Origin of the sequence: uncultured Nostoc sp., assembly GCF_937863485.1 — a bacterium.
In the GTDB taxonomy this organism is placed as follows: Bacteria; Cyanobacteriota; Cyanobacteriia; order Cyanobacteriales; family Nostocaceae; genus Nostoc.
The window spans coordinates 15,674-27,489 of record NZ_CALMFY010000080.1 but is presented as its reverse complement, the minus strand read 5'-3'; the positions used below and the strand labels follow the sequence as shown (position 1 = coordinate 27,489).

4 protein-coding genes and 2 pseudogenes are annotated in these 11,816 nt (G+C 42.4%); 2 read left to right on the top strand and 4 right to left on the bottom strand.

Annotated features, from left to right (window positions below):
• Positions 1–66: 66 nt before the first annotated feature.
• Both Q0541_RS34410 and Q0541_RS10895 read left to right on the top strand, forming a co-directional pair.
• Positions 67–270: pseudogene (locus Q0541_RS34410) on the top strand (GNAT family N-acetyltransferase); the annotation flags it as partial.
• A 179-nt stretch (positions 271–449) separates the two neighbouring features.
• Positions 450–887 (top strand): annotated as a pseudogene (locus Q0541_RS10895) (Tn3 family transposase); the annotation flags it as partial.
• Between the two features lie 257 nt (positions 888–1,144).
• Here the strand turns inward: Q0541_RS10895 and Q0541_RS10890 are convergent.
• The 4 genes from Q0541_RS10890 to Q0541_RS10875 all read right to left on the bottom strand — a co-directional run bounded on the left by Q0541_RS10890 (position 1,145) and on the right by Q0541_RS10875 (position 11,764).
• A complete protein-coding gene (locus tag Q0541_RS10890; RefSeq protein ID WP_298909533.1) occupies positions 1,145–4,474 on the bottom strand; it encodes a type 2 lanthipeptide synthetase LanM family protein in 3,330 nt (1,109 codons plus the stop codon).
• Between the two features lie 276 nt (positions 4,475–4,750).
• Positions 4,751–9,058 carry an amino acid adenylation domain-containing protein gene (locus Q0541_RS10885; protein WP_298909530.1) on the bottom strand — a complete coding sequence of 1,436 codons (4,308 nt, stop codon included), beginning with the start codon at positions 9,056–9,058 and terminating at the stop codon, positions 4,751–4,753.
• Positions 9,055–10,935, bottom strand: a complete 1,881-nt coding sequence (locus Q0541_RS10880; RefSeq protein WP_298909526.1) for a non-ribosomal peptide synthetase — start codon at positions 10,933–10,935, stop codon at positions 9,055–9,057. The genes Q0541_RS10885 and Q0541_RS10880 overlap by 4 nt, the downstream gene beginning before the upstream one ends.
• Positions 10,901–11,764, bottom strand: a complete 864-nt coding sequence (locus Q0541_RS10875; RefSeq protein WP_298909523.1) for an amino acid racemase — start codon at positions 11,762–11,764, stop codon at positions 10,901–10,903. Before Q0541_RS10875 ends, Q0541_RS10880 begins: the two co-directional genes overlap by 35 nt.
• Between the last annotated feature and the right edge of the window lie 52 nt (positions 11,765–11,816).

The window sequence follows — 11,816 nt, the reverse complement described above, 5'->3', positions numbered from 1 at the left end:
CCACACTTCTAGGGGTTGTCACTGATTATACTACGACGAGAGTGACAAAAGAGGGCTAAGTTCCGGGGAAAAGGATACGCCTATGAATCTGCTTCTGCTGTCATGATGTATGGGAGAAGAACCTTCGGCTTAAGTCGTATTGTAGCTATCACTACACCGGACAATTATAGTTCAGCAAAGCTGCTCAAAAAACTAGGACTAAGCTTTGAGCGAATGATTAAACTATCTGATGATAGTAAAAGTGTTAGTTTGTTCATTTCTGATGTCTAACAATTGCAGTGCATCGGATTGAAGAAAGCCGCTCGTGCTGAGTTCGAGTTTTTAGCAACCGCTGACCGCAGCCGTTATGCCGCGAATCTCAGTTACCGTCGTAAGCATTTCACAAGCTCATCAATGACTGCAATTGTGTGCCTGAACCCTATGATGCATCATCTGCGCTTTTTTATCCTTTGAAACGCTTTTATCGTTCCTCCCCTCAACATCCAACACAAAAGGCACTTTCTGAGTTAGGTAGAGCGGTCAAAACCGTCTTTCTATGTAACTATCTGCATAACGAGGCTTTGCGACGTGAGATTCATGAAGGATTGAATGTAGTAGAAAATTGGAATAGTGCTAATAGTTTTATTTTTTACGGCAAGAACAGTGAATTTGCTACCAACCGCCTGGATGAACAGGAATTATCAGTGTTATGCCTGCATTTACTGCAAATAAGTCTTGTTTACATCAATACCCTAATGATTCAAAGGGTTTTGGCGGAGCCTGCTTGGATGGAGCAGATGGCGAAAGAAGATTTGCGAGCGTTATCGCCATTGATTTGGGCGCATGTCAATCCTTACGGTACTTTTCGACTGGACATGAATGAGCGCTTACAACTTGATACTGCCTGATCTTTTTTTTTCTGAAACCCAATCATGATGAATCTTTCAGCCATCAAGTGGCGGCAAATGACAGCCTCGCTGATTTCACCCCTACCGAGCCGGTATAGAAGTCAAAGCTTATCAATTAGAGCCGCTACGTATTGCCATGAAACAGAGTATGGTTAATACTCTGTTATGATTTAGAATTTGACTACATTTGCAAGCGCTCGCTACACATAATAAAAAAACTTTTTTTGGCGATCGCAAAAGTTTTCGGTCTACTGATATTATTCCCATAACAGTACAGATGGCAACATCTCTGGGTATGCCAGCCGTAACATCTGGTAGGCAATCCCTGCTGTCCCCTGGAAAAAACCGGGATTAAACAAAGAGTTTGGTAAGTTGTTAAACAGATGATATGTAACTACTCTATCTGGTTGAGCCACTACCCAAGCAGCCTGCTTTTGGGCAATTTCTAGCAAATGGGGACGGAATAGTTTTTGGGCTGCCACCAACAACACCTCTATACGACCAAAATTGCCACAGCAGAGATGGTCTAAACCCTGTAAGCCATACTTCAGAGTTGTCTGCAATGCAACTTCCACATCTTGAAGTATTTCATCCGTTTGGTAAATTGACAAACCGCCCAAACGTGACAGAGCAATACCAGGAGCGCCATGACACCAAGTAACCAGAAACCTAGACTGGCATAGCCCATCATAAATATCGCGCAAGTCTGGCCAATTGGCGGCGGTGGTTGAGAAAACACTGCATTCGTAAGCAATTCCCTCCTGAGCCGCTTGTAAATAGGCTTGGTCTTCGGTGACAGCATAGAGCCGTAACAAAGCATAAGCAATACCACCCGCCCCATGCGAGAAACCTGTTAATGGCTTTTGGGCTATATTTTTCCAGGCTCTAGGCTGTTCTTGTTCGCTGACGCGATGCGAAAGTAAATGTTGACCACAGTTAATAGCTTGCTCTAAAACCTTTGCTTCACCTGTTGCTTGATAAAGTGTTAATAACCCTAAAATTGCTCCCACTGCTCCCCCAATTACGTCTAACTGTTGGTCAGCAGCGATTAATTCTGATGTAATTAACTGAGCAGCTAGCCGCGCATCTTCTATAAGGGCTGTATTTGATAAAAATTGGCTGATTTTAACTAGGGAATAAATCATAGAGCCAATTCCTGTTGCTCCACCGATGCCAATTCGGTTAGCAAATTTTTGCGCGAATAAATTGTTGGATGTCTGCAATACTGTCTGCAAAGATTGTAGGGCATTCAAAGCCAAGTTTCCCCACTGAGCATTACCTGTGACACAAGCAAGAGCCGCCAGAAATAAAGCGACACCACAACTACCATCGTAAAGACTATAACCCAAAGGCTGGAATTGGAACCGTTCAGCATTAGGAACATAGTTAAAGCCAATCCAGTTGACATTGCCAGCAGAATCATGCAGAGATCTGGCTTGAATTTCCTCAGCAATGGCTTCAGCTTGCTGGAGCAGTTGAGAGGAGGTTAAAGGAGCAGTTTGGGAGAAATCAGTAGTTTTTAAAGAGTTAGAATTTGGTGGTTCTTCAGCAACAAAATTTTGCCCCACTCTGGCATAAAAAGAGCCTTGAATAATCCCTATTTGGCTAGCTAAATCTGTTTCGTTGAGGTTTTGTAACCGCTTGAGAAATTGGTTGTAACTTGGTTGTTTAAAATATTTTTCTATCGGTTGCTTTAGCCCAACAGTTAGGGCATCACTACTGCAAGATGTTCCAAAGTAGGGAATATCTAACTGCTCTAAGGATTGGAGTTCCGATCGTAAAATTGCCCAAGCCTGTGGTTTTTGCCCAGATGTCAGACAAGTTTGACAAAGGATATCCAATTCAATACTACGCGCAATTCCATAACGCAGAAATTCTGGTGTCAGCGTTTTTTCTAAAAGGACGTGATAAAAATTCGTAGGGCGGAAAATAAACCGTACCTGTTGTGCTTGTAGTGCTGTGACAAAATCATCATTTGCCAGGAGTGGTGATCGGCGATCGCTTAAAAAATGATACATTTGCCGAAACCCTACAACTATCTCCTCCAGATAGTCGTTAGGCGAGAGCGCAACCCCATGCAACATCGGTACATTTGCCTGGACAGGTAATTTCACTTCTTCATATACCAAGTGCATTTCGTCCGTATTGACGGCTTTCCAGCGTGGCATTCGCCAAGGTGCTTGCTGGGAGTTAACACTACCTATAGCGCTGACATCGTAGGCAACTCGCTTGTCTGGGCTAAAGTCCCAACGGGGCAAAAGTCCAGTTCGCAGCACGGAATCCTGGAAGTGTTGCTCAATTTCACTCATTTCTTCTATAGCTTGCACAGAGCCTTCTATCGGGTTGGTTTGAGGGTGTAATAGAGTTTCTGCGTCAATCAGCACCGGATGTTCGCCGCAAGCAATTAAATTCTCGTAATGACAGTCATTTCCTCCCAGAACATACAACACGCACAACAGCATCCCGGCTCGTTGATAGAAGCGCTGTGCCGCTGCTTCATCCTCACATGGCAATTGTTCTATATAATCAAAAACCCAACCATAGGTATGGCGATCGAAGACTTTAATGACTTTGAAAATTAAAGGTGCATCGTGCTGATTACACCAATTTAATAACTGGTTATAAATAACTTCTAAACCTAAACTTTTGGGTTTATAAACTAGTTTTTCCCCAGATGCAAAAGTTAGAATTAAGACAGAACGACCACGATTATGCACATCAGAAAGCGAACCAGTAATAGCTGTAACCTTTCCTAAAGTAACTTCTGTAAAATCTAAAATCCTCTCAATTTTAGCTCGATCGGCTTGCAAACGTTGCATAAATTCTGCTGTTGCCTCCACCCAAAAATCAACAGTTGTTGCAATTAACCTACCTAAAACAGCATACTTTTTAAAAAAAGCTAGCAACCCATCTTGTAAGAGATGATCGACAAAATCAAGATAATATTTTTTACTAGGACTGCCTAATATTCCCTCTGCTGATAATTTTAATTTCTCTAACATTAAGTTGAGTAAACTATAATTATAGGGACGGAAATTAGTAAATTCCAATAGCAGGGTTTTGGCACTAAGATTTACCAATCTTTGTAGTAAGCCATGCTCTAATTGTAGGTAAGCTGCTTCGGAAAGCAGGTTTAAAGGTAAACAGTCTGAGGATAGCGACATCGAACCCAAAAAAGTTAGTAATTTTTGCCGCCCTACTAAGACAGCAGGTAACAAGACATCTGCAAAAGGTAACGGCTTTTCAGCTTCTATGGGTAATTTGTAGGTTTCGGAAGTTACTTCATTTAAATGAAAATTGGCAGAAGTTTCAATAACTTCTTTCAAAGTTTCTGCCCAGATTGGCAGTGGCTCTGATTCTGCTATAGGTACACTCAATAGTACCGAACGAACTGTATTAATATCTAATCCATCCCATTGCAGGCGCTTGTAAAATTTTTCCCAATTACCTTGAGCAACAACTTCACACCAATGCTTAATTAACTCATCGTTAGTTTCTTGTTTATTAATTGAGTTTGTTCTTCTACGAAGGCATTCTGATAAAGAATTTGCCTGATAAGCAATTTTTACTAAATCATCATTAATCATTTACAACTCCTTGTCTAAACAAAATTACTTACAGCGATTAGTTCAGGTAAGCCCAAAATCATGATGTATAGACGCGATTTATCGCGTTTTGAAAGACCAATTATCTACACCAATAACCTTTAATTGATATATGTAGGACTCATGCAAAACTAGACGCGGTAGGAGCAACACCCTGCGGCTATTCCTTCTCCCAAGGAGAGACGCTAGCGCGAACGGAAAACTCGTAGAGAACGTACAGCGTGTCGCAGACAGACGTTTTGCGTAACTTGCTTCAACCTATGAGTATGCGTCTACATGAATTGCCCCTACCTGAAAATCAGGCTTTCGGCTATTGTTTATACAAGATTTCAACCGATCTGCCAGCACTCTAACATGAGGTTCAACAAGCATTGTCACATGATCGCCCAGTACCTCATAAATATTTATTGGTTCAGTAGTCAACTCACCCCAACCCAAAGCAGGTTGACAAAAGCTCCCAGAAAACACCCCTCTAGAATCTTCAGCTACCATCTCAGAAGCTCGCAGGAGAGTAATTTTACCTGGATAAATCTGTGGTAGATAATTGACTAAAGCTTGATGACTCGCTTTTTGGACTTCTAAGATGTGGCGAATCATATCATGGCCAGCATCTGGGGGGATGAGATCGGCCCGTCTCAATTTCTCTAAAAAATAGTTGAATTGCGCTTCGGGTTCTAACTGCTGGAGTTCTGTGTAGTCAACCGCCAGTTTTTTCTCAAAAAATCTTTCTAGCACTTGCGATCGCTTCACCATCCACCTCGCATCATCTATCGGTTCAATAACTCCCTTGTGAATTGGTGCTGGTGTATCCATAATCATAAGTAAGCCTATCTCTTGTCCTAGCTGTTGTAGCTGTTGAGCCATTTCAAAAGCTACAAGTCCGCCAAAGGAATGTCCACCCAATAAGTATGGCCCAGTCGGCTGAAAAACTTGCAAGGCATCGATATAATAGGCTGCTAAATCAGGAATATTGGTGTAGGGCTGTCGTTGTCCATCAACTCCAGGGGCTTGTAGAGCGTAAAGCGGTTGATCTGGACTGAGATAGCGTCCCAAAGCCACGTATCCCAGAACATTACCCCCAATTGGATGGGCGCAAAATAAAGGTGGTTTGGAACCTGCGGTTTGGATGCCAACTAAGGGAGACCAAGGCCGAGAAGGCGTTTCGGAGCGGAGAATGGTTGCGAGATGTTCGACTGTCCCGCCTTGAAAGAGAATCGATAAAGGTAGCTCCCGCCCGAACTGCTGCTGAATCAAAGCCATCAGACGCACCGCCAGCAACGAGTGACCGCCAATGTCAAAGAAATTGTCTGTGACACCTATAGGACGGATGTTCATAACCTCTTCCCAAATTTGCACTAGTTCTAGTTCCAAGCTGTCGCGGGGCATGACGAAGGTTGCTAATTTGAGGCTTCTGTCTGTATCGGGGGCGGGAAGGGCTTGGCGATCAACTTTACCATTCGAGGTCAGAGGTAAGGTGTTTAGGATCGTTAGGGCGGCAGGAAGCATGTAATCTGGTAGGTGTTCTTTGAGATAATCCTTTAGCTGTTGCTGATTGATTGTCATTCCATTTTCAGGAATGATATAAGCTAATAAACGCTTACCAAAGCGGTCTTCATCGGCTACCACAACGCAGGTAAGTACATCTGCGTGTTGGCGCAGTACCGTCTCAATTTCCCCTAATTCGATCCGAAAACCACGAATCTTCACTTGATGATCGATACGGCCCAGAAACTCAATATTGCCATCTGGGAGATAACGTGCCAAATCTCCTGTCTGATACAGGCGATTAGATTTTAGATTATCAGTTTTAGAGGATCGTAAGTTATCATCCCGATCGCTTAATCCAAAATCCCAAATCGGCAATTTAAAATCAATAAACGGATTCGGGATGAATTTCTCTTGAGTCAAGTATGGACGGTTGAGGTAAGCTTGGGCAAGTCCAATGCCACCAATGTACAGTTCTCCTACCACGCCGATGGGCACGGGTTGCAGATGGCGATCTAAAATATAGACTTGGGTGTTGGCAATTGGACGACCGATAGATGGTTGATTTTGGGCATTTGTGCATTCGGCAATCGTGGCACAGACGGTTGCTTCAGTCGGGCCATAGGCATTAAAGAAGCGGCGCTCGCGTCCCCAACGCGCTACTATATCAGCAGAACAAGCTTCTCCAGCGACGATGATTGTCTGTAAAGCTGGAAGTTCTTCAACTGGTAGCACTGCTAGTACAGATGGTGGTAAGGTGACGGTTGTGATGGCGCGATCGCGCAACAAGCGCAGCAAGTTTGCACCAGGAAGCAGGGCATCAGTGGTTGCTAAACAAAGTGTTGCTCCTGCTACTAGAGCCATAAAAATTTCACTGATTGAGGCATCGAAGCTGAGGGAGGCAAACTGAAGAACGCGGCTATCAGGTCGGATATCGAAGGACTGAATTTGGGCTGTAGCTAGGTTGCACAATCCTCGATGGGCGAGGAGAACGCCCTTGGGTTTACCTGTAGAACCAGATGTATAAATAATGTAAGCGAGGTTATCGGGTGTGACAACTTGGTTCAGGTTAGTACTGCAGTGTTGGGCGATGATTTTCGATTCTTGATCTAGAAAAACTACAGTTGTGCTTTTTCCTGCTTCAATGTCCAATGACTGTTGAGTGAGTAGCACCGACAATCTCGCATCTTCGATCGTGAAAGCTAGGCGTTCTTTGGGATATTTAGGATCTAGTGGTAGATAGACACCACCCGCTTTCAGGATGCCTAAAATGCTCACAATCGTTAAAAGCGATCGCTCCATACAAACTCCCACCGATATCTCTGGTCTTATACCCAGTGAACGCAGGTAATGAGCTAGCTGATTGGCTTGGGTGTTTAACTCCTGGTAGGTGAGTGTAGAGTCATTAAATATCAGTGCGATCACATCGGGCGATCGCTCGACTTGAGCCTCAAATAGTTGATGAATGCAGACATCACTAGGATAGTCTGTTTGGGTATGGTTCCACTTCCACAATAACTGCTGGCGTTCGGCTGTCGTCAACAAAGGTAACTCATTCAAGGGCTGTTTGGGGTTAGCAACAATGCCCGCTAACAAGGTTTGAAAATGAGCTAGCATCCGGTTAATCGTGGCGGCATCGAATAGTTCGGTTTTATACTCCAAACACCCAGTTAATCCTTCGTCAGTTTCTTTAAAGGATAAGGTTAAATCCAACTTGGCTGTACCGTTATCTATCGGCTGAGAACTCAAGGTCAAACCAGGAAGCCTCAGTTCTGTTCTGGGAGCATTATAGAAAGCGAACCCAACTTGGAATAGCGGTGAGTAGCTGAGGTGGCGTTCTGGCTGTAATTCCTCCACCAGTTTTTCAAAGGGCAAGTCTTGGTGATTGAATGCTGCTAAGGACGCTTCTCGCACCTGTTCTAACAGCTGCAAAAATGTTGGGTTGCCAGAAAGGTCAGTCCGTAGCACCAAAGTATTGACAAAACAGCCAATTAGTTGTTCTACTTCCGGTAGGTTGCGACCTGCTGTCGCTGTGCCAACTAGCAAATCTGTTTGACCTGTGTAGCGATAAAGTAATGTCTTGAATGCCGCCAGCAGCGTCATAAACAGAGTTGCACCTGACTGCTGGCTCAGGTTCTTCACTGCCTGGGATAGAGTCTTAGATAGTGTCAGCGATCGCTTTGCTCCTTGGAAAGTTGGCTGTGGCGTTCGCGGACGGTCAGTAGGCAGCTGCAACAAAGGCAACTTACCACTCAGCTTTTGTTTCCAGTAGGCAAGCTGGGTTGAAAGTACCTCGCCTTGTAACCACTGTCGCTGCCAGCAGACAAAGTCTGCATACTGGATCGGGAGTTCAGGGAGTAGATGCGGTATGCCAAAAGAGTTGGCCTCATAGAGTGCCGCTAATTCCCCAATTAGCACTCCCATAGACCAAGCATCGAAAACAATGTGGTGAATAGTCAAAATTAGTACATAGTTAACTTCATCTAATTGCAGCAACGTTACTTTTAATAACGGTGCTTTAGATAAATCGAAGGGCTGTTCTGCTTCCTTTTCTACTAGTAATTTTACTGTATATAATTGTTCTTTTTTTGCTATTAATGTGAGATCCACTTCCTTGAGCGTGAAGCTGAAACTGGGAGCAATCACTTGTAGCGGTTCCCCATCTACCGCTTTAAAGGAAGTACGCCAGATTTCATGACGCTGAATAATTTCGTTCAGGCTCTTTTCTAGTGCTGCTACGTTGAGTAAACCTTGGATTTCAACCGCTCCAGAAATATTGTATACCGAGCTACCGGGGGTTAATTGGTCAAGAAACCATAACCTTTGTTGAGCAAAAGAGAGAGGAAGTTTGGCATTGCGTGAGGTGGGTAGCAATGGTCTATAAGTCGCAGGAGTAACTGTAGCTTGCCACAGAAAATCGAGAATTTCCGCCTTTCGTTGTGATAACTCGGCTTTGAGAGCAGGTGTTAGCGTTCCTGGGGGGGCGCTATAACGGAGGCGAAGCTCCTCTGGAGCCGCGCCTTCCACCCACAGTTTAATATTGCTGCGGCGCAACTCAGATAAAAACTCGATGGTTGTCATAATTCTCCCTCCTCCAATGCGCCCTCAAGATGTGGACTTTCTTTTACCCAATGCAGAGTTTCAATACTTTCAGCTTGAGTAGCTAATGTTGGTGACTCAAACAGCGATCGCAAAGGTATTTCTACTTGAAAGGTTTTAGCCACGCGAGAAAGTAGCTGAGTGGCGTTGAGTGAGTGTCCGCCTAATTCAAAAAAATTATCGTTTAACCCTACTCGGTCAAGATTCAGGACTTGTGACCAGATTTGCGCCAACTGTGTCTCTATGGGTGTCTGGGGTGGTACAAAAGTTCGGTTTTGTTGTCGATTGGGTGCGGGGAGCGATCGCTTATCCACTTTACCGCTAATGGTTCTCGGCAAAGCATCCATCAGCACAAATACTGAAGGTATCATCGATTCTGGCATGGATTGTAATAAAAAATCTCTCAATTTCCCTGATTCCAATTCTTTTTTGAGAACAACATAGGCACACAAATATTTATGACTATTTGCGTCTTCACGATCTACGACAACCACATCCTTAACTAATGGATGAAGTCGCAGATAATTCTCAATTTCTCCTAATTCTATTCTCACTCCTCTAATCTTGACTTGCCCATCTCGACGACCCAAGCATTCAAAATTTCCATCTTCTAAAATTCGACCGAAATCGCCCGTTTTATAGACAATATCATGGGGATTATTACTAAAAGGATTGGGAATAAAAACTTGATTGGTTAACTCTGGTTGCTGATAATATCCCAAGGTGCGATAGGGAGTCCGAATATAAATTTCACCCACCATTCCCGGAGGACAAGCTTTTCCTCGCTCATCAACAACTAAAGCCGCAGCTCCATCCATTGGCTTACCAATAGGGATAGACCGTCGTTCTCGATCGGCAGCCTTGACGAAATAAAAGAACTTCGTCATTGTTGTTTCTGATGCCCCATAAAGATTGACTAACTGAATCCTGTCGCCGTAAATATCCATCCAGCGGCTAATATCCGCAGGCAGTAGGGGTTCTCCAGATAAAAGAATATATTGCAAAGATGAAAATTTTTTCGGGTCTAAATCCTCATTTAGAAGAGAGCGAAATAAGGAAGGTACACAATGAATTAGATTAATTTGCTGACGTTCTATCCACTTAATTAGCTTTCTAGTATCAAGGATAATATCAATTTCTTTCGGTATGCAAACGATACCACCAGAACATAAGGGGACAAAAATATCCCTCAAAAAAGCATCAAAAGCGGGAGTAATTAATTGACTAACTCTGGTGAACTCTTTAATCCCAAATGTTTGGATTTCCCAGTTGATGAAATGAGCGATCGCTTTCAGACGACCTGCTATTCCTTTGGGTTTACCCGTCGAACCAGAGGTGAAGTATAAGTAGGACATATCGTCTGGTTTTATCTGAATATTTGGCTTCTCAAATTGAGAATATTTTGCATACTTATTCAGGTAAAAATTCAGCAGATTAAAATTATCAAAATTGCGATTTTCTTCTAAACAAATAACTGGCGATTGTAAAAATTCTGCTGTTCTACCATTGCTAATTTTCGTTAATCCTGTGGCATCAACGATTAACCATTGTGGAGCTACTTCTGCAATGATGGTATAAATTCGGTCATCAGGTAAATCGCAAAATAGCGGTACAAAGACACAGCCTGCTTTTAAAATACCGATGATTGCAATAATAAATTTAACAGAATCTTTAGCCAAAATCGCTACCATTGAGCCTTTAATAGCGCCATGCTCAATGAGAAAATTTGCAAGTTTATTTGACTGCGTTTCAATTTCACCATAGGTAAATTGTCGTTCGCCGCAATCAATAGCTGTATTTTTGCTAAATTTATCAGCAGTTTCACTAAACCAATCTTGAATATAAATTTGAGAGTTCATATTTTTTGGAATTATATTGGTCTATTGCTTGAGGAACATGTAAATCTTGCGAAAATATCCGGGAGAGAAACTGGAAAGCCGCAATTATGTTTGGTAAATCTGTATAATTTTGCAGATGTGAAATACTCCATAGTTCTTGTGCTATTATCGTCAGCGGATCTAAAAAGATATTTTCGTGTTGCTTACCTGCAATTGACTCTAAATATTTATTTAACAAATGAATTTCTGTGCAGCCTGCGATCAATTTTTCTACATTGTACTTTGATTGCAAATTTTCTAAAATGGGTAGACACTTTTGAAAATCCCCTTTGATTTTTAGATAATAAATCATTTGATGAATTAAATTTTGATCGTTTTCATCAGGTAATATAATGTCATTTTTAACAAACTGCCAAAGAATATGGTTTTGAAAGATTTGTAATTTTTGCGTTCCGGTTGAGCAAATTAATAAATGCTTTTTTTGTTGGTCTAAAATCTTTTTAAAGATGATATCTACTAAAGAAATAACTCTATCTCTTAAATCATAGGGCAATTTGGGCAGTAAGTAATGAGAAGTTATGCAACAAATAACAATTTTTGAAACATCTAATTCACATAATTGATCTAAAGCGGCTATTAAATCAGCTAGTAAAATTTCATCATCTCCCCTGAGCAAAGCTTCCGTTCTGTCAGGGAATGTGGGGTCAGAATAAAGAATAACTTTAGGTGATTGTTGTTCGCGTTGACCGAAAATATTATATTCATAAATTGTCTTCAAAAATTCAGCCGATGCCAAGGGGCCCATACCACCTAAAACACCCAACATTTCCCTCTTGTGAATTTTTGCCATCTTGCCGATACCTCGCTTTTGCTTTAAACAAACTTAATTATGTTAGTGGTAT

Coding starts and splice junctions, on each gene's coding strand:
- Q0541_RS10880 (WP_298909526.1), bottom strand. CDS start 10,935: ATGAACTCTCAAATTTATATTCAAGATTGGTTTAGTGAAACTGCTGAT.
- Q0541_RS10885 (WP_298909530.1), bottom strand. CDS start 9,058: ATGACAACCATCGAGTTTTTATCTGAGTTGCGCCGCAGCAATATTAAA.
- Q0541_RS10890 (WP_298909533.1), bottom strand. CDS start 4,474: ATGATTAATGATGATTTAGTAAAAATTGCTTATCAGGCAAATTCTTTA.
- Q0541_RS10875 (WP_298909523.1), bottom strand. CDS start 11,764: ATGGCAAAAATTCACAAGAGGGAAATGTTGGGTGTTTTAGGTGGTATG.